The organism is Sorangium sp. So ce281, from assembly GCF_051527395.1.
GTDB lineage: Bacteria > Myxococcota_A > Polyangia > Polyangiales > Polyangiaceae > Sorangium > Sorangium cellulosum_B.
Genome location: NZ_CP150322.1, coordinates 8,191,892 through 8,215,206, shown reverse-complemented (window position 1 = coordinate 8,215,206; position 23,315 = coordinate 8,191,892). Strand labels below are relative to the sequence as shown.

At 73.0% G+C, this 23,315-nt stretch carries 18 protein-coding genes and 1 pseudogene; 12 read left to right on the top strand and 7 right to left on the bottom strand.

The features are described from left to right. Positions 1–4 precede the first annotated feature (4 nt). From WMF27_RS31165 to WMF27_RS31155, 3 genes are all read right to left on the bottom strand, one after another. The gene (locus WMF27_RS31165; RefSeq protein ID WP_437943208.1) at positions 5–526 is read right to left on the bottom strand and encodes a hypothetical protein; all 522 of its coding nucleotides are present in this window, start codon (positions 524–526) and stop codon (positions 5–7) included. Between the two features lie 9 nt (positions 527–535). Continuing rightward, positions 536–2,464: an ABC1 kinase family protein gene (locus WMF27_RS31160; protein ID WP_437765233.1), complete on the bottom strand. Its 1,929-nt coding sequence runs from the start codon at positions 2,462–2,464 to the stop codon at positions 536–538. A 74-nt stretch (positions 2,465–2,538) separates the two neighbouring features. Then, entirely contained in the window at positions 2,539–3,681 is a 1,143-nt protein-coding gene (locus WMF27_RS31155; protein ID WP_437943207.1) for a serine hydrolase domain-containing protein, read from the bottom strand. Positions 3,682–3,821: 140 nt separating this feature from the next. On the opposite strand from WMF27_RS31155, the gene WMF27_RS31150 reads away from it, so the two are divergent. From WMF27_RS31150 to WMF27_RS31115, 8 genes are all read left to right on the top strand, one after another. Beyond that, positions 3,822–4,697, top strand: a complete 876-nt coding sequence (locus WMF27_RS31150) for a protein-L-isoaspartate O-methyltransferase family protein (RefSeq protein ID WP_437765235.1) — start codon at positions 3,822–3,824, stop codon at positions 4,695–4,697. Positions 4,698–4,741: 44 nt separating this feature from the next. Further along, on the top strand, positions 4,742–5,890 hold the full coding sequence (locus WMF27_RS31145; RefSeq protein ID WP_437765236.1) for an AAA family ATPase: 1,149 nt from the start codon (positions 4,742–4,744) through the stop codon (positions 5,888–5,890). A 296-nt stretch (positions 5,891–6,186) separates the two neighbouring features. Beyond that, positions 6,187–6,678, top strand: a complete 492-nt coding sequence (locus WMF27_RS31140) for a hypothetical protein (RefSeq protein WP_437765237.1) — start codon at positions 6,187–6,189, stop codon at positions 6,676–6,678. Positions 6,679–7,465: 787 nt separating this feature from the next. Further along, positions 7,466–8,683 carry a type II secretion system F family protein gene (locus WMF27_RS31135; RefSeq protein ID WP_437765238.1) on the top strand — a complete coding sequence of 406 codons (1,218 nt, stop codon included), beginning with the start codon at positions 7,466–7,468 and terminating at the stop codon, positions 8,681–8,683. After that, positions 8,683–10,119 carry a sensor histidine kinase gene (locus WMF27_RS31130; RefSeq protein WP_437765239.1) on the top strand — a complete coding sequence of 479 codons (1,437 nt, stop codon included), beginning with the start codon at positions 8,683–8,685 and terminating at the stop codon, positions 10,117–10,119. Before WMF27_RS31135 ends, WMF27_RS31130 begins: the two co-directional genes overlap by 1 nt. Positions 10,120–10,355: 236 nt before the next feature. Next, positions 10,356–10,949 (top strand): MlaC/ttg2D family ABC transporter substrate-binding protein, encoded by a 594-nt coding sequence (locus tag WMF27_RS31125; RefSeq protein WP_437943206.1) that lies wholly within the window; start codon positions 10,356–10,358, stop codon positions 10,947–10,949. A gap of 78 nt (positions 10,950–11,027) precedes the next feature. Next, positions 11,028–13,571, top strand: a complete 2,544-nt coding sequence (locus WMF27_RS31120) for a tetratricopeptide repeat protein (RefSeq protein WP_437943205.1) — start codon at positions 11,028–11,030, stop codon at positions 13,569–13,571. A gap of 110 nt (positions 13,572–13,681) precedes the next feature. Then, positions 13,682–14,962, top strand: a complete 1,281-nt coding sequence (locus tag WMF27_RS31115) for an aspartate kinase (RefSeq protein WP_437765242.1) — start codon at positions 13,682–13,684, stop codon at positions 14,960–14,962. Between the two features lie 62 nt (positions 14,963–15,024). Here the strand turns inward: WMF27_RS31115 and WMF27_RS31110 are convergent, their stop codons facing one another. After that, positions 15,025–16,722, bottom strand: coding sequence for a hypothetical protein (locus WMF27_RS31110; protein ID WP_437765243.1), 1,698 nt, complete (start codon positions 16,720–16,722; stop codon positions 15,025–15,027). Positions 16,723–17,080: 358 nt separating this feature from the next. Between WMF27_RS31110 and WMF27_RS31105 the strand changes: the two genes are divergently transcribed. The 4 genes and pseudogenes from WMF27_RS31105 to WMF27_RS31090 all read left to right on the top strand — a co-directional run. Then, the gene (locus WMF27_RS31105) at positions 17,081–17,419 is read left to right on the top strand and encodes a DUF4911 domain-containing protein (protein WP_437765244.1); all 339 of its coding nucleotides are present in this window, start codon (positions 17,081–17,083) and stop codon (positions 17,417–17,419) included. Between the two features lie 7 nt (positions 17,420–17,426). Continuing rightward, the gene (locus tag WMF27_RS31100; RefSeq protein WP_437765245.1) at positions 17,427–18,149 is read left to right on the top strand and encodes a hypothetical protein; all 723 of its coding nucleotides are present in this window, start codon (positions 17,427–17,429) and stop codon (positions 18,147–18,149) included. Then, complete coding sequence (locus WMF27_RS31095) at positions 18,146–18,709, top strand: TlpA family protein disulfide reductase (protein ID WP_437765246.1); 564 nt, start codon at positions 18,146–18,148, stop codon at positions 18,707–18,709. The genes WMF27_RS31100 and WMF27_RS31095 overlap by 4 nt, the downstream gene beginning before the upstream one ends. A 7-nt stretch (positions 18,710–18,716) precedes the next feature. Then, positions 18,717–18,893, top strand: a pseudogene (locus tag WMF27_RS31090) (VOC family protein); the annotation flags it as partial. Positions 18,894–18,978: 85 nt separating this feature from the next. Here WMF27_RS31090 and WMF27_RS31085 read toward each other — a convergent pair. The 3 genes from WMF27_RS31085 to WMF27_RS31075 all read right to left on the bottom strand — a co-directional run bounded on the left by WMF27_RS31085 (position 18,979) and on the right by WMF27_RS31075 (position 23,285). Beyond that, the gene (locus tag WMF27_RS31085) at positions 18,979–19,824 is read right to left on the bottom strand and encodes an SHOCT domain-containing protein (protein ID WP_437943204.1); all 846 of its coding nucleotides are present in this window, start codon (positions 19,822–19,824) and stop codon (positions 18,979–18,981) included. Positions 19,825–19,923: 99 nt separating this feature from the next. Then, positions 19,924–21,201 carry an aminotransferase class I/II-fold pyridoxal phosphate-dependent enzyme gene (locus WMF27_RS31080; RefSeq protein ID WP_437943203.1) on the bottom strand — a complete coding sequence of 426 codons (1,278 nt, stop codon included), beginning with the start codon at positions 21,199–21,201 and terminating at the stop codon, positions 19,924–19,926. A gap of 137 nt (positions 21,202–21,338) precedes the next feature. Continuing rightward, positions 21,339–23,285: a 2-hydroxyglutaryl-CoA dehydratase gene (locus tag WMF27_RS31075; protein ID WP_437943202.1), complete on the bottom strand. Its 1,947-nt coding sequence runs from the start codon at positions 23,283–23,285 to the stop codon at positions 21,339–21,341. Positions 23,286–23,315: the final 30 nt, after the last annotated feature.

Sequence of the window (23,315 nt, the reverse complement as noted above, 5' to 3'; positions counted from 1 at the left end):
GCGCTCAGCTCCTGCGCGCGTTCTTGGCCGCCTTGGAGACGGCGGGCATCAGCAGGTCGCCCTCCACGTGGCCGGAGACGTCCAGGATGGTGCGCCCCTCCGCGTCGCGCCCGGGGCGCTCCCGCGTGTAGCGCTCGGCGGGCGCGGCGAGCACCACGCCGAGGTCGCGCGCGGCGCCGGTGAGCTCGGCCGAGAGCGCCTCGTCGACGAGGCGGGCCCGCTCGCCGCTCGACGAGCCGGCGGGGATGGCGACGGCCACCGAGCCCGCGACGACCCCGTCCTTCGCGAGCAGCCCGTGCGGCGAGCCGGTCGTCTGCGCGAGCTTCAGCGCGACGCGCGCCGCCTCGCAGCGGTCGCGCGCGGCGGCGAGCGACGCCGCGCCGCGGCGGAGGATCTCGCGCGCGTCCTCCGCGGGAACGCCGCGGTACGCCTCGGCGAGCTGCGCGTTCTCCTCCCTGATCCGCGTCACCTCGGCCTCGGCGGCCGCGACGTCGGCCTCGTACTGGGACAGATCGATCGAGCTCATGGCGTGTCGTCACCCTCGGTTCGTGAACAGGAGGCTCCCTGCGAGCAGCGCGCCGGCCGCAGCGGCGCCGTAGAGGCAATAGCGCGCGAGCGCCGCCTGGCCAGCCAGGTACAGCTCTAGCCCGGCGAAGCCGGCGGCGATCGCGAGCGCCGCGTAGATGAGCTGGCGCACCCCCGTATAGACGAGCGACGCGGCCTGGGCGAGGCCGCGGATCTTCACCTCGGCCTCGCCGCGGTTGGCGCGCGTGAGGTACTTGCGCAGGTCGTCCGGGATCGTCAGCGCCTTGATCCCCATGTCCTTCGCCGCCTCGAGGGCGATCTGGGCCCAGTCGCGGCTGCCGAGGACGAAGTCCTGCAGGTAGGGGCGCACGACGTCCATCGGGTTCAGGTCCGGATCGAGCTGCGTGCAGACGCCGGTCAGGAGGAGGAGGGTGCGCTCGAGCAGCACGAAGTCGCGCGGCACGTGGAACGCGCCGGAGAGCTCCTTCAGCCCGATGTTCATGCGCCGGAGGTCGATCAGGCTCTCGATGCCCTTCTGCGGGTCGAGCTTGATGTCCTTCAGGTTGAACGACTCGAGCTTCACCTCGTCCTGGAAGCGCTGGTGGAAGAACTCGACGACCTTCTCGCTGACGTCGACGGCGTCCCGCCGCGAGAGGAAGCGCATCTTGCGCAGCGCCTTGATGATCCCCTCCGTGTCGCGGCGGATCACGGCCTCGAGGAACTCGGGGATGCCCTCGCGCATCTCCTGGGAGAGCTCGGCGACCGCGCCGAAGTCGAGCAGGACGAGCTCCCCGCCCGGCCCGACCAGCATGTTCCCCGGGTGCGGATCCGCGTGGTAGATGCCGTCGATGAAGATCTGCTGGCAGAAGACCTGCACGATCTGCCGCGCGAGCGCCTTGCGATCGACGCCGTGCGCGTCGAGCGCCGCGACGTCGCCCACCTTGATGCCCTCGACGAACGTCGTCGTCATCACCCGGCGCGTGCAGTAGGCCTCGATGGGCCGGGGGAACCGGACCTGCGGCTGCTTCGCGAAGTTGTCGGCGATGCGCACGATGTTCCTGGCCTCGCGCACGAAGTCGAGCTCCTCCAGGATCATCGAGCGGATCTGGTGGTGGTAGGCGTCGAGCCCCTGCACGGGGACGAACTGCGCGACGATCGCCATGATGCGGCGGATGGTGCGCAGGTCGAGGCGGACGATCTCGTCGATGTCGCGGTGCTGCACCTTCACGGCCACGCGCGTGCCGTCCATGAGCCACGCCTCGTGCACCTGGCCGAGCGACGCGCTCGCGAGCGGCTCCCTGTGGAAGCGGGCGAAGACCTCGCCGATGGGGCGCCCGAGCTCCTCGGCGATGCGCGCCTCGATCTCCTCGTAGGGGCGCGGCGGCACCTGGTCCTGGAGCCCCTCGAGCCCCGCGCGCAGGGTCGCGGGGACGAAGTTCGCCATGATGCTGAGCATCTGGCCGACCTTGATGAAGAGGCCCTGGAGCTCGACGATCGTGCGCTCGATGCGGCGGGCGTTCTTCGCGTGGACCTCGTCCACGCGGTTGTTCGCCCACGTCTCTCCGAGGAGGCGGCGCAGGAAGAAGAACCAGAGGTAGCTCGCGAGGACGGTGAACGTCGTCAGGTACGCGCGGATGAAGCGGCCGCTCTGCGCGGCGTTCTGGCGCAGCGAGCTGGGCCTCGCGGCGGGGGTCTGCGCGCGCCGCGGCGCCCTGGCGGATCCGGGCGGCGGGGCGTGGTCCGCGTCGGGAGGCCTCGGCGCGCCGTCCGCGTCGCGCGCGCCGTCCGCATCGCGCGCGCCGTCCGCGTCGCGCGCGCCGTCGTGCTCGCGCTGGACCGCGCCGGGGCGCGGCTCGCCGTCCGCGCGCGGCGGCTCTGCGGGCGAGCGAACCAGCCCGGAGGACGGGCCCAGCTCTTCGGGGACGGCGCCGTGTGACACCGCGGCAGCCTAGCATCGCTCCGCGCCGGCCCGCGAAAACGCGGGACCGATGCGGCGCGCCATCCGTCCTCGCGTCATCGCGCCCGCGCCATGGCCTCCGCGATCGCGTCGTAGACGGCGGGCCGCGCGCGGCGGATCGCGTCGGAGGCGCGCGTCGGGTGGACGCGGTTCGTGAGCAGCACGCCGACGAGCTCCGCTTCCGGATCGATCCAGAGGCTCGTCCCGGTGAAGCCGAGGTGGCCGAAGGTCTGCGGGCCGAAGCGCGCGCCGGAGCTCGGCCTCTCGCCGCTCCTGCCGTCGAACCCGGCGCGCAGCGACCCGCCCGGGCGCGGCGCGATCAGCCGCCGGACCTCGTCGCGCGAGAGCCACTCCGGGCGCTCGCCCGCGAGCGCCTCGAGCAGCGCGACCCCGAGCCGCGCCACGGACATGGCGTCGCCGAAGAGGCCCGCGTGCCCGGCCATCCCGTCGCGGGCGATCGTCCAGGCGTTGTCGTCGTGCACCGCGCCGCGGAGCACGCCCCCGCGGAACGCGACGTCCTCGGTCGGGACGGCGCGCTCGTCGAACCGCGGATCGCGCCGCCGGAGCGCGCGGACCGGCGCGACCGCGAGCCCGAGCGGGCCCGTCACCTCCCGCGCGACGACCTCGTCGAGCTCGGCCTCGCCGCGCCGCGCGACCGCCGCGCCGAGCAGCACGTACCCGAGGTCGCTGTACACCGGCGGGAACCCGCCGGCGGGCGGATCGCCCTCGCACGCCGCGCGGCGCCCGTTCGCGCACTCGAGCAGCGCGCCGAGGGGATCGATCGGCGCGTCGTCGCCGGGCGGATGGAGCGGGCGGTGCGCCTCGAGCCCGGCGCGGTGGGCGGCGAGGAGCTCGAGCGGCACGCGCGCCGATCGCGTGCCGGCGAGCTCCGGCAGCACCTGCCCGAGCGGCTCGTCGAACCTCACCTTGCCGGCGCGGGCGAGCCGGGCGAACGCGAGCGCGGTGAACGGCTTCGTCACCGACGCCAGATCGAAGATCGCGTCGCCCGTCGCCGCGGCCGGCGTCGCGCCGCGGGCGCCGGCGGGCGGGCTGTCTTCCAGCCACAAGCGCCCTGCGGCGCCCGCTCCGTACCGGACGTTGTCTCGCGTGCGCACGGCTGCGGCGACGCACGCGCACGGCGCGGCGCGGTGCGTTTCGATCGCGAGCGCTGCGATCGGCGTGAGATCGACGGGGGTCATGGCCGAGGATGAGGAGGGCGGGGCGCCCGTGTCAAACGAGCTCTGGCGGCCGGTCGGATGAGCCGGGCGACGCGTGGACAATCGCGACGCGTTCCCCGAAAGATCGAGCCGCGCGGGCGCTCCTGCTTCAGGATCTCCCCGTGACTTCTCCCGTGGGCACCGAGATACGTGCGGCGGTTGCGCCGCTCGCCGCGCTCGCGGCGAGGTACGACGATCGCCGGCCCGATCGCTGGGAGCCGGTCCCCGAGCGGCTCGACGCGGCCATCGCGTGCGACGTCGAGCTCGCCGAGGCCGGGCGTGTCGCGCGGGCGCCGCTCGTGGCCGAGCTCGCGCGCCGCTTCGAGTTCCTCGCCCACTACCTGGACGCGATCCTGCTCGTGCCGCGCGAGCGCTTCGTCCTGCCGGAGGATCTCGCCGCGTCGGCGGACGACACGCCGTTGCCGCTCGACCGCGCGGGGCACGCGACGGTGAGCGCGCCGCACGCGTACCTGCTCACGTACAGCCTGCTCGATCTCGGTCCGGGCGATCGCCTGCTCGAGCTCGGCACGGGCACCGGTTACGGAGCGGCGCTCGCGCGGCGCATCGTCGGCCCGACCGGGCACGTCGCCTCGATCGAGATCGACCCCGCGCTGCACGCGCGCGCGGTGCGGCTGCTCGGCGCGCGGCCGGATCGCCAGGAGGGCGACGAGGCGCTCGCGGCCAGCGCCGCCGCGCCGTCCGACGAGGGCGCGGGCGTCACGCTGCTGTGCGGCGACGGGCGCGCGCTGGCCGAGCGCGTGCTCGCGGGCGAGCGGACGTCGCCGTCGGAGCGGCCCTGGAAGGTCGCGGTGACGTACGCGCTGACCGAGCCTCCCGCGGCGCTCGAGGCGCAGCTGAGCGACGGGGGCGTCCTTGTCGCGCCGGTCGGCGCGTGGGAGGGCCACCAGGAGCTCGTGCGCGTCGAGCGCCGGCAGGGCGCGCTCCTCCGCGAGGTGCACGGCGCGGTCCGCTACGTGGCGGAGCGCGGGCGCGGGTAGGCTTCTGTACCCGGCCCCGATCTCGGGTTAACGAGAAAGCGGCGATGCTGACGGAAGCAAACTTCAAGAATTTCAAGCTGCTTCGAGACGTGAGGCTGCCTCTCGGACGGCTCAACGTGCTGGTCGGCGCGAACGCCGTGGGGAAGAGCACCGTGCTGGAGGGGATGCACTGCCTGCTCCAGCTCGCCGGCGCGAAGCCCGGGTGGTCCGCGAACATCCGTCCGGGGGCGCTCTTCGGGGGCAAGAGCGCGATGAAAGACCTGGTCGCGAAGCCGGACGCCACCGAGCTCGAGCTGGAAGCCGTCCTGGAGGACGGAAGGCGGTTTGGCCTTCGCGCAGGGGCCGCGAAGGAGAAGAAGACTGAACCTGAGTGGTTGCACCTGTGGTTCGGCAAGGAAGGGCAAGAGACGGAGCTCGGCGTGCCCTGCGACGACCAGGAGGAAGAACGGCGCTTCTTTCAAGGCCCCCGCGAGGCGAAGCTCGGATCGGTCGTCCGGCTCAAGCTGCACGCCGAGACGCTCGCCGCGGAGCACTACTCTGAAGAGGAGATCCCACGCGTCGAACACGACGGTGAGGGTCTGGCTTCCGTGTTGCAATACCTGCAGGGGCTGCGTGACGGAACCCTGGAATCGATCGAACGGGATCTGGCGATCATCGTCCCCGGCGCACGGCGTATCCGCGCGCTCCCCGCCCGCGTCCGGCGCCGCGAGAGGCAGCGGATCTCCGTCGATGGCCAGGACTTCTGGGCCGATCAGGTGCACGACCGCACCGGCGCCCGCGTCGAGGTCGAGTGGGAGGGACTGGGGTGGGTGCCCGCCGACCAGCTCTCCGAAGGGACCCTGCTCACCCTCGGGCTCATCACGGTCGTGCGCTTCAACGCGCCGAGCCTCGTCCTGCTCGACGACCTGGACAAGGCGCTGCACCCAGTTGCGCAGCGCAGGCTCGTCGCGCTCCTCCGTGGCGTCCTCGAGGCGACGCCTGAGCTGCAAATCGTGGCGACGAGCCACTCGCCGTTCATCCTCGATGAGCTGCGCATGGAGGAGGTCATCGTCATGAGCCGCGCCGGTGAGCGGGGTGCGGCCCTGTGCCGGCTCGACGAGCACCCGACAGCGCAGAAGCGGGGCGCCTATCTTCGCCCGGGTGAGCTGTGGAGCCTCGTCGGCGAGGGATGGGTGAGCGAGGCGCGAGAGTGAGCGCTGTCGGCATCGGTATCGCCGCCGAGAGCGCCGGCGATGCGCGGATCATCCAGAAGCTCGTCGACCGCATGCTCATCGACCGGATCGCGTGGGTGAAAGAGACCGTCGAGGCGTGTCAAGGCTCGATGACGGATCCCCTTTCACCGTGCCGGAGCTGGCAGGGGGTGGAGGGCTCTGGCTGGCTCGACCTGCACGGCGCGTGGAAGCGAGCTCGGGAGCGCGGCCTCCGCATCTATGGTTCCTTCGAAGGAGAGCGGGGCGAGGACGACGCGCAAATGCACCGAGCCGCGCTCTTGCTCTTCGCGGAGGAGGACGAGCCCCCGAAGGCCGTGGTGATCGCGCGGGATGTGGACCGCACATCGGAGCGCGTGAGGGGCTTCGCCCAGGCTGTGGCAGACAAAAGGAGGACGTGGCCGTTCGAAGTCGTCGTCGGTGCGCTTCCCGAGCCCGAGATCGAAGCCTGGTTGGTCGCGGCGTGGGTCCCCGAGGACGACGCGGAACGCCAGCGGCTTGATGCGCTCCGCCGCGAGCTCCATTTCGACCCCTGCGTGCAGCCCGAGCGACTCACCTCGAAGAACGAAGCGGACCGCAAGGATGCGAAGCGGGTCCTCGCGGTGCTGACGACCACGGGGCGAGATGCGGACGCGCGCTGGGCCGATGTGTTCATCGAGCGCCTCGAAGCGAGCGGTGCGGCGTGCGGCCTCGCACGCTTCGTGCGCGAGGTGAGGGAGCATCTCGTGCCGGTCGTGGAGCGCGGCGGAGCCTCGGCGTCCGGCCTGCGGTGACCCACCCGGACCAGACGCCCCGTCCTCCGGACAACGGGAGCCATCTCACGATCCCGTGCCGGCGATCCCGTTTCGTCCGATGAACCTGTGCCATGCCCATACGACACACCCTCGTGTCCAGATGGCACACTCTCGTGTCCAGATGGCACACCTGCCTGTCCAGATGACCCACCTGCCTGTCCAGATGGCACACCTTCGTGTCCAGATGACCCATCTTCCTGTCCCGATGACCCGCCATCGTGTCCGTGTGCGAGCGGTTGTGATCCGGGCTCATGGCTCAGGGCCATCGCGATCGGATGGAAGCGGCAGGGCTGGATCGAGGTGAGCGCCGGCGGGGGTCTCCGCGCGGCGGGGGCGGGTGGGCGCGGCGAGCACCGACCGAGGTGCCATCCTGTCTCAGGGAGCGCGACGTCTCAGGCGCGCCTTGTGTGGCGCGCGACGAAACGTTTCAGGTGGCGTGGCCCGAAGGGAGACATGCCGGGTGGTGTTCTCAGCGCAAGCGCTTCGGTCCCCGTCTTGGCGGATGGCCGAGCGCCCGCCCGCCCCCGCCGCGCGGAGACCCCCGCCGGCGCGTGCTGCTCGGCGTGGCGCCCTCTCCCTCCCTCCCTTCCTTCCCCGTCCCGTCGCACCGCCCCCACCGCCTCCACCGCCTCCCTGCCGGATCAGAGAACGCGCCACCGTCTTTGACCCTGGACCGCCTGGAACTTTATCCTGGCCTCCCCGATGCGGGGCCGCCCCTGCGCGTCGGCTAGGCCCGTCGTGGACCAGGGAGAAGACCGGGAGCACTATGGCGGAGTTCGTTTGGGAGGCGCGCGGCCGCTCCGGAGAGATCCGGAAGGGCACCATGGAGGCCGAGAACGAGGCGGCGGTGCAGAACCGCCTCCGCGCTCAGCAGCTCAACCCCACCCGGGTCAAGAAGAAGGGGGCGCAGCTCAGCCTCAGCCTGACCTTCGGCTCGGGCGTCGAGCCGAAGGACCTCGTCAAGTTCATCCGCCAGTTCGCGACGATGATCGACGCGGGCCTGCCGCTGGTCCAGTGCCTCGAGATCCTGGCGAACCAGGAGCCGAACAAGATCTTCCAGGCGGCGCTGAAGGACATCAAGAACACGGTCGAGCAGGGCGCCACGTTCAGCGACGCGCTCCGGCGCCACCCGAAGATCTTCGACGACCTGTTCGTCAACCTCGTCCAGGCCGGCGAGGTGGGCGGCATCCTCGACAGCATCCTGAACCGGCTCGCGATCTACATCGAGAAGCGCGTGAAGCTCGCGCGCCAGGTGCGGGGCGCGCTCGCGTACCCGATCGCCGTCATCGTGATCATGGTCGTCGTCATGGTCGTGCTGATGTCGTTCGTCATCCCGTCCTTCGAGACGATGTTCGCGGAGTTCGGCGCGAAGGACGCGCTCCCGCAGCTCACGAAGATCGTCATCGCCGTCTCGAAGACGTTCGTCACGTACCTCCCGCTCATCGTGGTCGTGGCGGTGGGCGCGGTCGTCGGCGCGACCTACTTCTACCGCTCGCCGTCCGGCAAGCGGATGGTGCACCGCCTCATCCTCAGGCTCCCCATCATCGGCCCGGTCATGCAGAAGATCGCCGTCGCGCGGTTCTCGCGCACGCTCGGCACGCTGCTCGGCTCCGGCGTGCCGATCCTCGACGCGCTCGACATCGTCGCGAAGACGGCCGGCAACGTCGTCGTGGAGGAGGGCCTCATGTACTCCCGCCAGAAGATCTCCGAAGGGAAGAACATGGCCGAGCCGCTCGGCGAGATGCAGGTCTTCCCTGGCATGGTCGTGCAGATGGTCGCGGTCGGCGAGCAGACCGGCGCCCTCGACACGATGCTCAACAAGATCGCCGACTTCTATGAAGAGGAGGTCGACGTCGCCGTCGCCGCGCTGACGTCGCTGCTCGAGCCGCTCCTCATGGTCATCGTCGGCGGCATGGTGGGCGTCGTGCTCATCTCGATGTACCTGCCGATCTTCGATCTCGCCGGCAAGATCAAGGCGGAGTGATGTCGCCCGCGGCCTCCCCGGCGAGCCCGGGCGGCGAGGCCGGGGCGCCGCGAGATCACGCCGAGGCCGCGCCGTCGCGCGGCGCCCGCGCCTCGACGCCGGCGATGCTGCTCCCGTCCGGCGCTCCCGGCGGCGCCGAGGCGCCGCTCGCGAGCCGGCTCACCTGGCTCATCGCGCTGCGCCTCGCGGTGCTCACGGTCTTCCTCGTCGTGACCGCGGCGGTGTACCTCGGCGGCTTCACCCCCGGGAGCTTCTCCAGCAACGTCGCGCTGGTCACGGTCGCCGTCGCGTACGGCGTCTCCGGCGTCTACGCCGTGTTCCTGCGCATGAACCGCGCCCTCCGGGCGATCGCGCGGGCGCAGCTCGTGACCGATCAGATCACCTGGACCGCGCTCGTGTACATCACCGGCGGGGCCTCGAGCGGCGCGACGTCGCTCTACGGCCTCACCTGCCTCACGGGGGCGATCCTCCTCGGGCTCCCCGGCGCCATCGTCGCCGCGGCGTCGGGGGCGGCGGCGTACCTCGTCCTGTGCGCGGCGCTCGGGCTGCACCTCGCCGGGGTGCCGCCGGATCAGCCCGCCGGGGCGTACGCGACGCAGTGGGGCGAGCTGCGGTACCCGATGTTCGTCAACCTGCTCGCGATCGTGGTGGTCACGCTGCTCGCGAGCTACCTGGCGGAGCGGCTGCGCGCGACGGGCGGCCGGCTCGTGCAGGCCACCGCGCGGGCGGAGCAGGCCGAGCGGCTCGCGGCGCTGGGCCGCCTCGCCGCGGGGCTGGCCCACGAGATCAGGAACCCGCTCGGCTCGATCGCGGGATCCATCGAGCTCCTCCGCACGGGCGGCACGCTCTCCGACGAGGACCGCAAGCTCTGCGAGATCATCGAGCGCGAGACCGCGCGCCTGAACGACCTCGTGGGCGACATGCTCGATCTGTCGCGCCCGCGGGTGCCCGCGCTCGAGGGCGTGGACCTCTCGGCCACGGCCCGCGACGTCGTCGTGCTCGCGGGGCGCTCGGGCCGCGGCGTCGACGTCGAGGTGCGCTTCGACGGGCCGCCGTCCGCGCCGGTGACCGCCGACGCGGCCCAGATGCGCCAGGTCGTCTGGAACCTCGTGCGGAACGCGATCCAGGCGAGCTCCGCGGGCGCCGTCGTGACCGTGCGCCTCTGGCGCGACCCGGGCGCGTGGCTCCTCGAGATCCGCGATCAGGGGCGAGGCATCCCCGCGGGCGCCCGCGATCGCCTCTTCGACGCGTTCTTCACGACCCGCACGCACGGCATGGGCATCGGCCTGGCCGTGGTGAAGCGGATCCTCGACGATCACGGCTTCGCGATCGAGGTGGACAGCCGCGAGGGCGAGGGGACCGCGTTCCGGGTGAGGGTCCCGGACCGGGCGCCCGGCCGGGAGATTGCGGCCGAGCCCGCCCCCGCGCGTGAATAGGCCGCCGAGGCCGCCGTCTGCCCCTGGGGAGCGGGCCAGTGAAGGCGGATTGCTGTCTCTTTTCGCGATGTTCATGGAGAGCAGGGGCGGGGCGTCGCCGGGCCACCGGGCCCCGCGTTCGGCCTGGCAGGCTGTTTGCCATGCCGTTTGCGGAGCGACAGGGTGAGCAGTAGAAGCGTCCCGAGGCGCGCTCGCGGCCCGCAGGTACAGAAGGAGAACCAGACGTGACACGCAGGATGAACCATCTCTTCGCGGCGGCGTTCTCGCTGCTCGCGCTCACGCTCGGCCCGGTAGGCCTCGCGAGCGCCGGGACGGCGACGGACGTCGTCAAGGCCAGGCAGACGGCCCTGTTCGACCTCCTGAAGAAGGGGGGGGGCGAGAACCAGAAGAAGGTGGGCGCGGTCTTCGACGAGATGCTCGATTACTCGGCGCTGGCGGAGGCCTCGCTGGGCAGCGAGTGGGCCGCGCGGACCGACGCCGAGAAGCAGCAGTTCAGCGAGCTCCTCAAGCAGCTCGTGCGCAAGGCCTACGAGCGCAACCTGAAGAAGACGCTCGACTTCAACGTCGAGTACCTCAGCGAGACGGCGAGCGGCAGCGCCATCACGGTCAAGACCAAGGCCGTCTCCAGGAAGGACGCGCGCGAGGAGCCGGTCGAGATCGCCTTCAAGCTCGCCGAGAAGGGCGGCGCCTGGCGCGTGCAGGACATCGTCACCGAGGGCGTCAGCCTGGTGGGGAGCTACCGCGCCCAGTTCACGAAGATCATCAAGAAGGATGGGTTCCCGGCGCTCATCCAGAAAATGAAGGACAAGCTCGCCAAGGGCGACGTCTGACCCGCCCCGCCGCGTCTCGTCCGGCGCGATCGCCGTGAACTCGCCTGAAATGCCGCCGGGTTGATACCCTTGGCGGGTATGGCTGCTGGACAGAGGCGCGGCCGGCCGGCGCGCGCGCTGGGCCATGCGCCGTCGATCCGCGCGCTCGCGCCCGGCGGCGGCGCGGCCCCGCGCCCGCCCGACGACCGCCCTGTCCTCCGGCTCGCCGTCAGCAAGGGCGCGCTCGCCATCGAGCTCGGGGAGCCGTTCGCGCTCGGTCCGCTCCGCGTCACCGAGCTCGTGGTGCGGCTCGCCGGGATCCGGTTCCCCGTCGACCTCTCCGGCGGCGTGGCGCGCTTCCGGCACCGGCGTGGCCAGCTCGTCCGGCTCGCCGTCGAGGCGCAGGGGACCGAGCTCGCCGGCTGGGCCGCGCCGCGGCTCCGCGGCCTCCTCGGCGACGGCGCGCCGCAGCTCCTCATCGCGCCCATCGAGGACGGCGCGCTGGTCGCGCTGCGATCCGGCGAGACGGCGCTCGCGTTCGACGTCGCCGTGGCCCCGGGGGAGCGCGCGCTCAGGCTCCTGCCGGCGCGCGCCCGCGGCATCGGCCTCGCCGCCCCGCCGCACGCGCTCGCGCTGCAGGCGCTGTCGATGATGGCGGGCGCGCACGGGCGCCTCGTCGAGGGCGCGATCGTCCTGGACGCCGCGGTCGAGCGGATCGTCCGCCTGCTCCTGCCCGCGGCAGGCGCGAGGGCGCCCGCGGTGGAGGGGGTGCAGTGGGCCGTGGTCACCGCGGAGGCGGGCCGCTTCCGCGCCGAGGGCGCGCTCGGCGCGGCGCCTCCCGCGCTGGGCGACCGAGCGCTCAGGGCGCTCGAGGCGGCCGAGCTCGCGGGCGCGGCTGACGAGCTCGCTTCCGCGGGCGGGCTCGACGAGGCGCGGCGCGCCTACCTCGCCGCGCTGGAGCGCGCCCCGCGGCACCCCGAGATCTCCTCGCGCCTCGCCTGGCTCGACCTCGTGATCGGCGAGCGCGCCGAGGGGGCGCTCTCGACCGTCGTCGATGCCATGCCCGCCGTGGACGCCGGCCTCCTCGGCGGCGCGCTCCTCGAGGCGGTCGGCGATCATGACGGCGCGTTCTCCGCGCTCGCGCGCGCCGCGCACGCGGAGCCTTACGGCCCGCTTGCCGCGCTCGCGTGGCTGCGCGCGGCGGCGCTCGCGGACGCCGTCGACGTACGCCTCGACGCGCTGAACCTCGGCGTCGCGCGCGCGCCCGGGATCGAGGCGCTGCGGTGGGCGCGATTCCACGCGCGGCTCGACGTCGCCGACGTGCGCGGCGCGCTCGCGGACGCCGAGCACCTCGAGGCCTCCGCGCGCGGCGCCGAGGCGCGCCACGCCGTGTCTCGCAGGGCCGCGGAGGCGTTCCTCGCGCGGGGCGACGCCGCCGACGCGCGGGTGCTCTTCGAGCGGGCGCTCCGCTACGCGCCGGAGAGCCCCGACGTGGTCGCGGGCCTGGCGCGCTCGCTGCGCGCGGCCGGGGAGGGGAGGCGCGCGCTCGACCTCCTCGCCCGGGCGCGCGCCCTCGCCGCGCGCAGCGGCGCGCCCGCGTGCGCGCTCGACCTGGAGCTCGGCCGGGGCCTCGCGGAGATCGCGGGGGATCTCCCGGCGGCGATCGCGCGCGTGCGGAGCGTCCCGCCCGGCGTGCCGGAGGCGCTGGAGGCGCGGCTGCTCGAGGGCCGCTGGTGCGCCGGGCTCGGCGATCTCGGGGGAGCGTCGGTCGCGCTCGGGCGGCTGCGCGACGCGGTGGAGCTCGCCCTCCAGGGCCGCGCGGACGACGCGGGCCCCGCTCGCGCGAGGGGAGCGCCGTTCGGCGACGGCGCCGCCGCCGTCGCGGCCCTGCTCGCCGAGGCCGCCGAGATCGAGGAGCGATCCCGGGGGGATCTCCTCGCGGCGCAGCGACAGCTAGGCCTCGCGCTGCGCCTCCGGCCGCGCGATCCGGGCATCACCGCCGCGTTCCGCCGCGTCTCGGGCGAGATCGCGCCGCCGGTCGCGCCCGCCCCGGCGGCGCCGCCCGGCCCGGTCCAGCGGCCCCGCGCGGCCGAGCAGCGGATCGAGGTCCACGTCGCCGCCCCGCGCCGGCGCACGATCCCGCCCGAGCCCGTGGTGATCGCCCCGGCGCCGATCAAGCCTCCCCCTGTCCCCCGCGCGCCGGCCGCCCCGCCCGAGGCCGCGCCGATCGACCCCGGGACCCTCGACGAGATGCCCACGCTCGATGGCACCGACACGTCGACCGACCTCACGGCGCCCATCCCCAGCAGCGTCACGCTGGCGGAGGGGCAGGTGCCGCTGGCCCGCGCGTTCGGCGTCGACGACGAGCTCCTGGCCGAGCGGCTGGCCGATCGGCTGCGCGCCGATCCCGCCGACCAGGGGGTGGCGATGGCGCTCGCCGATGTGCTCGAGCGGCTCGGCCGCGATCTCGATCTCCTCGCCCTGCTCTCGGCGCGGATGGAGGAGGGGGACGACGCCGTCCGCCTGGAGGTCGCGCCGCGGCGGCGGAGCGTGCTCGCGCGGCTCGCCGCCCGGGCGCGGGCCGAGGGGCGCGACTCCGAGGCGGAGCTCTACGAGATGCTGCTCCAGAGCGAGCTCGCCTGAGCGCGCCGCGCGGCCCGCGCCCTCGCGGCGGCGGCGCGCGCTTGGCCCACGCGTCGCGCCCGTGATAGCCCGAGCTCTCGCGCAGCGCGCGCAGCGCTTGGAGGTGCAGCATGGCCGAGCAGCCGTCGAACCGCGCCCAGCAGGAGGGCTCGCCGTGCGAGCCGGGCGCCTCGCCCGCGAAGGCGGGCCGTCCGATCATCGTGCAGAAGTATGGCGGCTCGTCGGTCGCCGACGTCGACAGGATCGGCAAGGTCGCCGAGCGCGTCGTCGCCGCGAAGCGCGCCGGCAACGACGTCGTCGTCGTGGTCAGCGCGATGGGCAAGACCACCGACGGCCTGCTCGCGCTCGCCCGGCAGGCGGCGAGCGCGGCCGCGGATCCTCCCCGGCGCGAGCTCGACATGCTGCTCTCGACCGGCGAGCGCGTCTCGATGGCGCTCCTCTCGATCGCCATCCAGGCCCGGGGCTTCGAGGCGATCTCGTTCACGGGCTCCCAGTCCGGCATCCTCACGAACGATCGCCATTTCGACGCGCGCATCATCGAGGTCCGCCCGTTCCGCATCGAGGACGAGCTCGCGCGCGGCCGCATCGTGATCGTCGCCGGCTACCAGGGGATGAGCTACCGCCGCGAGATCACGACGCTCGGCCGCGGGGGCTCCGACACGACGGCCGTGGCGCTCGCGGCGGCGCTGGGCGCCGAGCGCTGCGAGATCTACAGCGACGTCGACGGCGTGTACTCGGCCGACCCGCGGGTCGTCCCGGACGCCCGTCACCTGCCCGAGCTCGACTGCGCCGTCCTCCAGGAGATGGCCGAGTGCGGCGCGAAGGTCGTCTGCGCCCAGGCGGTCGAGTGGGCGCGGCGCTCCGGCGTGGCCCTGGTCGCGCGGTCGACCTTCGACGCCGGCCCCGGCGCGCGGGAGACGGTGGTGCGCCGGTTCGCGCTGGGCTCGGCGCCTCCGGCGATCGCGGCGCGCGCGATCGTCGCCGAGGGCAACGTCGTCCTCGCGCGGGCGCACGGCGGGCTCCGGCTCGACGAGGTCCTCCGCGCGGCGGGCGAGCTCGGGCTGGGCTTCCGGGATCTCTCCTTCGGTCACGGCGGCGGCGCGTTCGTGATCCCGCTCCTCAACGTGCCCGAGTGGCAGGGGGCCAGGCGAAAGCTCGCCGCGCTGCTGCCGTCGCTCGAGCTTGTCGAGGGGCTCGCGGCGGTCAGCGTCGTCGGCGACGGGCTCTCCGCGACGGCGGAGCCGCTCGCGCGCTTCGCGGAGGTCCTCGCGCGCGCCGGCATCGCGCCTCGGTTCACGGTCGCGGGCCCCCTGCGCCTCGGCGCCCTCGTCGACGCCGCGGACGTCGCGTCCGCGCAGCGCCTGCTGCACGCGTCGTTCGTCGGCGGCTGAGCGCGACGCGCGAGCGCCGGCTCGCCGCGCGAGCGCGTCGCTCGCGCGGCGGAGGACGACCGTCAGTGCTTTCTCTGTCGCGTGAGCGCGACGAGCCCCGCCCAGCACGCGACCCACACGACCTCGCGCGACGCGTCCCAGGCGATCGCCGCCGGTCCGATCGACGCGGCCTCCTCCTCGGGGGCGCCGGGGCGCGTCGCGCCGAGCTCGGCGACGAGCGTCGGGGCGGCGTTCGACGGCACGTGGACCAGCTGCGCCCGGCGCTCGCCCTCGCGCGCGACGAGCGCGAGCAGCGGCGAGGTCGCGTGGTCGCCCGCGAAGGCGAGGGCGACGACCACCGCGAGCCCCTCCAGCACGCGGAAGGTCTCGCCGCCGTTGCGCGACACGCAGAGGAGCCCGGCGCCGGAGATCGCGATCGCGCGCCCGCCGGCCGCCGCTGCGAGCCTGCAGTCGTCGGCCTCGGCCGCGCGCCGCGCCGCCCCCGACAGCGGCACGACCGGCGAGCCTTCGTCGTCGCCGCGGAGCCGCTCGAGCTGCGGTCCTTCGGCCGCGCTCGTGAGCGCGACGATCACCCCCTCGCTCGCGCTCATCCGGAGCACGCCGTCCCGCAGCGCGGGCCCGGGCGACAGGGAGAGCGCGCCCTTCGACGGAGACGGCGCGCCGTCGCGGCGGGGCGAGCCCGCGGCCACGGCGGAGCCGGTCTCCGGCGGCGAAACGACCGCGCCGGCCGCGGGCGACCACAGCGTCTTGCCGGCCAGCACCCACAGGCGCCCCGGCGTCGTCGCGAGCGTCACGGGCGCGCCGCCCGAGCCCCACGCGCCGAGCGTGCTCGCGCTCTTCCCCCGGTCGTCGCTCCGCAGCAGGTTGCCGCGGCGCGTGGCGATGAGGATCGCGCTGTCCGACAGCGCGATCGAGGACGCCGACGTGTCGATGCCGGCGCGGCGCGCGGAGAGCGCCCCCGCGTCGATGACGAGCACGGCCCCGCGCTCGCCGCCCGCCCGCTCCGCGCGGCGCGGGCGACCTCCCGATCGCGCGGCGGGCTCGCTCGTCAGCCCGGGCTCTGCGCCGGCGCTGCCTGCGACGACGTAGCCGCCGGCCACCGCGAGCGTGCTGCACGGGACGGCGGCGCCCGCGTCCTCGACGACGACCCAGGGCAGCGCATCCCAGACGGGGGCGTGATCGTCGGGGAGATCGGGCAGCTCTGCGAGCAGATCTTCGCCCTCGTACGCGCCGTCTTGATCCGCGTCGAGCGCCGGCAGCTCCCCCTCGTCCACGTCGTCCGCCGGGTCCTCTCCCGTCCCTTCCGCGCCGCCGTCGTCGCCGTGCGCCCCGCCGTGATCGTCGAGATCGTCCTGCTCGGCGTCGCTCTGCTCGACGGCCTCATCGGACAGCCATGTGCTCGCGTCGGCCTCCGCGATCCCCTCGTGGAGCGCCCCGACGTCGACGCCTTCTTCCGCCGGCTCGTCCTCCCCGGTCCCGCCGTCGTCCAGAGCGAGCTCGACGCCGATCTCGAGGTCGCTCGCGTTCGCGTCGTCGAGCCCCTGCTCCGCGTCGTCGAGCGTCTGCAGGAGGTCGTCGAAGCCCTCGTCGCCCCCTTCTTCCTCGTCGTGCCCGAGCGGCGGCAGATCGAGCAGCTTGCCGTCGTTCTCGTCGTTCTCGTCGTGCTCGCGCTCGTCGTCGACGGCGGTCTTCGGCTGCGGCGCCGGGCACGTCTCGCGGCGCTCCTCCATTCGCTCGCTGCAGGCTCGTGAGGCTGACATCGGCGGGAGTGTAGCGCCCCTCGCGGCGCTTTCGCCCCGCGCGGCGATCCTCGAGCGCTCCGTGGCCCCAGAGCCCGCCTGCCCCGGCTCGCGGCGGTGGCTCTCGTCGGCCCTCGTCTGGTTCGGGCCCGCGGCCCGTCGCCTCCGGACGACGCCGCCGGCGAGCCGCCAGTGCAAATCATGACGGATGGAGGTGAGCGGCCCGACGATCTCGCGCCGCTTTGGTGAGCTCGAGAACGCCGCGGGGCCCGCGGATCGAGGGAGGGACGCGGCCTCTTGACGCGGCGAGGAGGCTGGCCATCCCCGCCGGGTGTGCCCGCTGGATCCCTCCGGCGAGCGGTGCTTAGCTCCGCCGTCCATGGGCCGGAACGACAGCAATTCCAGGCGAGTCGCGTCCGCGCCTCTGGCCGGCGGGCAGCCCTCGGGGGCCGAGGAGCAGCTCGGGCCCGCGCGCGGCCCCCTCTCGATCGCGGATGCGAGCGCCGGGATGCTGGTGCAGCACGTCCTGGTCCATCCAGCGGACGTCGTGTTCGTGAAGAGCATCGTCGAGGCGAGCGACGGCGTCGCGCTCCTGTTCGCGGAGCGCGGCGGAGAGCTCACGCTCGCGGCGCCGCTCGGACGGGGCGACGAATTCGCCGAGCTCCTGCGCGATCTGGAGCGCGACGTCGGGGCGCGTCGCCGCGACGCGCTGCGCTGAGGGTGGCATGACGGAGCGCCGCGACCCGAGCTCGGTCGATCTCCTCCAGGAGCCCTCGCTGGACGCCGCCGCGCCCGACGGCGCGGCGCAGGGCCTGCCCGCGTCGTCGAGCGCGCTGCTCGACCCGCGTATCCTCGCCGCCTGGCGGGAGTGGCTCGCCGCGCTCGCGACCGACGCCGAGGCGGCCATCGCCGCGGCCCACGTGTACGGGGAGCTCGGCCCCGAGGCGCGCGAGGCGTGGCTCGACGTCCTCGCGGAAGACGCGCCCAAGCTGCAGGTGCCCGCGGTGGCGATCTATGCGCCGCTCCTGTCGGTCGAGAGCGACGCCGGGCGCCGCGAGCGGATCGAGGTCGCGATCGAGGGGGGGGAGCGCGCACCGCGCCCGGCGGGCGGCTTCGCGCTGCGCGGCGTCGCCGCGGGGGGCGATCGCGTGGTGGCGCTGGTGACGCCGCTCTATTTGCGCTTCGTGCGGGTGCTCTGGTGTCGCTATCTCCCCGAGGATGGCATCGCCTGGGCGCGGCACGATCCCATCGTCCGCGCGGAGGACGCCCCGGGTCCGGGGATCCTGCTCGACGGCGCGCAGCTCGAGGCCACGCCGATCAAGCTGGTCATCGAGGAGCTGTGCCATGCCGTCCTGGCGCAGCGGCGCAAGGGCGCCGAGCTCCCACCCTCGCTGCAGCTCTGCGCTGATCTCTTCGACGCCCACCTGGAGGGTGATCCGCTGCCATGAGGTCGCTCGCGCCGGTCTGCACGCCGCTCTTGCTGCTCGCGATCGGCTGCGGCGGGGGCGGCGACGCCGTCCGGGAGCCGGCGGCGGGGCCGCCGGTCGCCGCGCCGGGCCGGGCGCCCGGCCCGGTGCGGAGCTTCTCGTACGAGACCCTCGACGGCCGCGAGCTCTCGACCGGGTCGCTCTCGGGCAGGTTCAGCGTGATCGGGTTCGTCGCGACCTACGATGTGGCGTCTCAGGCGGAGGCGCGGTTCCTCGCGGGGCTGTTCCGCGATCACACGCCGCGCGTCAACGCGGCGCTCCTGGTCCTCGAGGCGAGCGAGAACCGGCCGCTCGTCGAGGCCTTCGTCGCGGCGCTCAAGCTCCCGTACCCGGTGGCGCTCGCGGACGCCCCGACGATCGCCGGAGAGGGGCCCTTCGCCGGGCTGCACCACGTGCCGAGCGTCGTCGTCCTCGACGCAGGGGGCCGGGAGGTCTTCCGGCACGTCGGTCTCATCACCCAGGAAGCGCTCGAGGAGGTCCTCCGCGGCCTCGAGCGCGAGAGCGCGCGGCCCGCGCGGTAGGCCAGGCGCCTGCGTCGCGAAGACGCGGGCCGACGTCGACGCGTTCTACCGGGCCGCGCTCGCCGCTGGAGGCGTCGACAACGGTCCGCCGGGGCTACGGCCGCAGTACCACCCGGGCTACTACGGTGCGTTCGTGCGTGATCCTGACGGGCACAACATCGAAGCGGTCTGTCACGGCGGGTGACGGCTGACGGAGCGCGGCGAGCGCTCCTCTCCGGCGCTCGCCGCCCGCTCCTCCTCGCCCTCGGCGACCGTCCTTATCCTCGTGCTCAGAGCCTGCCGAGGAGCTCTGTCTTCTTCGCAGCGAACTCCTGCTCGGTGATGAACCCCTTTTGCCGCAGATCGGCGAGTCGCTCGATGGCGGAGAAGATATCCCCTTCCTGCGCCGGAGCAGGGCGGGGGAGGGCGGCGTCCGCCTGCGCCGGAGCGGCCGCTTGCGCCGGAGCGGGCGGGGCGATCGGCGCCTGCTTCACGGCAAGGTCGCCGGAGAGGATTGGCAAGCTCAGCACGCTCACCACGCCGTACTGGCTGGTGAACGTCACGGACGCCCCCGACCCTTGCTGCTGCGACACGCCGCCGATCTGATGATCGAGCGTGTCATAGACGCTGACGCGCCCGTCGACCTCGACGGCCAGGCGCCGCGCGCCGGGGAAGTAGGCATATCGGACGTTGTTCTGCGATCCGCTGGAGCTCGGCACGCCGAGCTCCCCGGGCCACCAGCTGCCCGAGCCCCCTCCCGACCCCGGGACGAACAGGCTGACCGGCGAGCCCCCAAAACCTCCACTGCCACCTTGCTGCTGCTGCTGCTGACCGCCCTGCGACGGATAGCTCGCGGGCGCTGGAACGAACGGCTGGCTGGACAGCAGGCTGGACAGCTCGGAGCACAGGCCGTCCACCTTGGCCTTGAGGCCGTTGTTGAACATGTCCCCGACCATGGTCATGCCGCCCAGCATCCACTGCCCGCCGCCGCCCAGCTCGGGGTGGTAGAACTGCGCCATCGTTCCATGGCCGTTCACGAGCGCCTGCAACAACGTCATCACCGCGTCGGTGCTGACGAAATAGCGCTGTGACAGGTCGGAAACTCTCTGCTGACCTTCGAGGGTGAGTTGCTGCATGGTGAGGCGCTCCGAGAAGGAGCGCCCACCCTTGCACTGCGGTGCGTCGATCGCAATGCGGGCGAGCGACGATGACGGCGATGACCGCGATGACGGCGATCAGCCGGCGAGCTTGCGGACGCTCGCGAGCTGGACACAGACCGCGACGACATCCATCGCGACGCGGATCTGATCCAGCGGCGGCATCGAGGGCGCGACCCGGATGTTGCGGTCGCGAGGATCGCGGCCGTACGGGTACGTCGCGCCGGCGCCGGTCAGCTTCACGCCCGCCTTGTTGGCCAGGCGCACCACCTCCTTCGCACAGCCGTCGAGGGTGTCGAGGCTGACGAAGTAGCCGCCGCGCGGCGAGGTCCAGGTGGCGATGCCCTTGCCGCCGAGCTCGCGCTCGAACGTGGACGTCACCGCCTCGAACTTGGGCCGCATGAGCTCGGCGTGCCGCTGCATGTGGCTCAGCAGGCCCTTGAAATCCTTGTAGAACCGCACGTGCCGCAGCTGGTTCACCTTGTCCGGACCGATGGTCTGGATGCCGAGGTGCTTCTTCGCGTCCGCCACGTTCGCGGAGCTTCCCGCCATGGCGGCGACGCCGCTGCCGGCGAACGAGATCTTCGACGTGGAGGCGAAGACGAACGGCCGGTTGGGGTGGCCCGCGGACTGGCACGCAGGCACGATGTTCGCGAGCGGGTCGCCCTCGGCGTAGAGGTCGTGGACCGCGTAGGCGTTGTCCCAGAAGAGGCGGAAGTCGGGGGCCGCTGTCTTCATGGCCGCGAGCCGGCGCACGACCTCGGGGCTGTACGTGGTGCCCGTGGGGTTGGAATACTTCGGCACGCTCCACATGCCCTTGATGGTCGCGTCCTCGGCGACGAGCTTCTCGACCTGATCCATGTCCGGACCGTCGTCGCGCAGGTCGACCGTGATCATCTCGATGCCGTGGTGCTCGCAGATCGCGAAGTGGCGATCGTAGCCGGGGCTCGGGCACAGGAACTTCACCTTGGGCTGCTTCACCCAGGGGCCGCTGCCGTCCGGCACGCCGTGGACGAGCGCGCGGACCACCGCGTCGTGCATCATCGTCAGGCTGCTGTTTCCGCCGACGATGACCTGCTCCGAGGGGACCTCGAGCATCTCGGCGAAGATGGCCTTCATCTCGGGCAGGCCGTCGAGGCCGCCGTAGTTGCGCGTATCCGAGCCGTCCGAGGCGACGACGTCGCCCGCGCCGGGCAGCGCGAGCATGCCGTTCGCGAGGTCGAGCTGCTCGGACGACGGCTTGCCGCGCGTCATGTCGAGCTTGAGGCCGCGGGCTTCAAAGGCAGCAAAACGCGCCTCGAGCTCACGGGTGAGCGAGGCAAGAGCATCGGGAGACAACGAGCGCAGTTCGGTCATGGCGCGCGATATCTAGCAGAATTTCGCGCGTGCGTCGCGGCCGGACGGCGCGCGGCGGGCGGGGCGGCGCGGCGCTCGCGGAGAGGCTGAGGGTGCCGCCGGGCGCAGCTCGCCCGGCGGCGTCCGCCTCGTCCGCCTCACTCCGCGGCGATGGGCTCCACGCTGTTCTCCGCGTGGCTCACGTGGCGCACCTCGGGGTTGTTCTCGAAGTACGCCTTGCCGGCCAGGCGCTTGACCAGCGGGCTGAACCGCTCCGCGGCCTTGCCGCCGACGATGTCGCGGATCAGCGCGACGTCCTCGCGCGCCCGGGCGAGCGTCTCCGGAGCCGTGAGGAACTCCGCCGCCGCCTTCGCCTTGGCCGGGGCGGCCATCACGGCGTCGCGGAGCGCGCCCGCCGCCGCCCTGGCCTTGCCCACGGCGCGCTCGGCGGCCGTCTGCTTGATGAGCGGCGCCACCTCGTAGACCAGGTTGGCGGCCGAGCCGGCGACGCGGTGCGGCGCGTGGTGGAGCGGGCTCGCGTACTTCGGGTTCCTCTCGAGGAACGCGCGCACCTCGGCCTCCGTGACGCCGGCCTCCTCGTAGGCGCGGGTGAGCTCCTGCTCGGCCAGGATGCGCGCCTTGAACATGTACATCTGGATGCGCGAGTAGAAGTTCGTCGCGCCGTCGCCGCTCGTCTCCACCGCGCAGAAGATCGTCCCGGGGTAGCGCGACGTGATCAGCGACTGGACGCCGTCGGAGACGCCCGAGGAGGGCATGCAGCCGAACGGCTTCACGCTCACCGTCACGTGCGCCTTCGACTTCACGGCGTTCACGATGAGCTTGCCGACCTCCATGTGGCCCTCGCCGCCGCGGAGGTCGTTCGAGTAGTAGTCCTTCGCCACCTCCGCCACGAGCTCCATGTCCGGAAGGTGGTAGTCGAGCAGGCCGAGCGGCAGCGCGAACGCCTGGAAGCCGACGCGCAGCGCGCCCTCCGCGAGGCGCATCGTCGCGAGGCGCTTGGCCACGCCGAACTCGTCCAGGCTGGCGAGGCCGTAATTGCCCTCGTCGGCGCCGCGCAGGTCGCGCCGCTCGCGGGTGTCTCGGGCGCACTCCCAGATGTTGTAGAGCAGCCACGCCGTCGTGAGCTGGATGTCGTTCTCGCCGCCCTCGCTCTCGAGGAACTTCTGCAGGGCGTAGTTGCCGTCTCCCTCGGTCGTCATCGCCCAGAACTCGCCGATGATCGACGTCTTCGCCTTGGGCCGGAGCTTGTCCACCCGGACGCCCTCGAACTCCTTGCGCGCCTCGTAGAGCGCCTTGAACACGTTCGTCTGCTCGTAAAGAGCCTTGTAGAGGATGCGCTTCGCGCTCTCCATCGCGCGGTTCGTCGCGCCCGGCTCGACCTCGTAAGGCCGGATCCGGTAGCCCAGCGCGTTCAGCGTGTCGCCGCAGACGATGGCCTTGATGATCGCGATGAAGAAGGCGGGGTTCATCTCGAGCCCGACGTCGTCGCCCGTCGCCTGCGAGAGCCCGCCGGTCTGCTGGAAGAGCATGACCCGGAAGCCGTCGAAGCCGGCGTCCCGGAGCGCCTTCCTGTACTCGGTCACGTACATGCCGAACCGACAGGGCCCGCACGCGCCCGCCGTCAGGAACACGTAGTTCTTGATGATGTCCTCGGTCGACATCCCCTGCTTGTCGCGCAGGTCGATGAGGTGCTTCACGAGGCCGCCGACCGTGAAGTACGTCGGGTTGCACTGGCCGCGGTTGCCGAACTCCTTGCCCGTCTGCAGCCCCGCGCTGTCGCTCATCCCGAAGTAGTGGACGTTGTAGCCGAGGCCCTTCAGCGCGCCCTCGCACAGGAAGTCCTGCGCGGCGGTGAGGCCGCTGATGAGGAGCGTGACGCTCTCGCGCTCCTTCTTCGTCATCTTCGGCTTGAGCATGTTGTCGACCCACTGGCGCCGCTCGGCCTTGAGCCCGAGCCGCTCCCGCTCGGCCTCCTCGAACGCCCTGAGCTCCGCCTCGATGTCGACGTCGGTCTTGTTGGATCGCGCCTCGCCCACCAGAGGAAGGCGCGTCTTCTGCGTGGTCGTCGTGCTCGTATGTTGCATGGCGTGGCTTCCCTTCGCTTGGATGCTGGA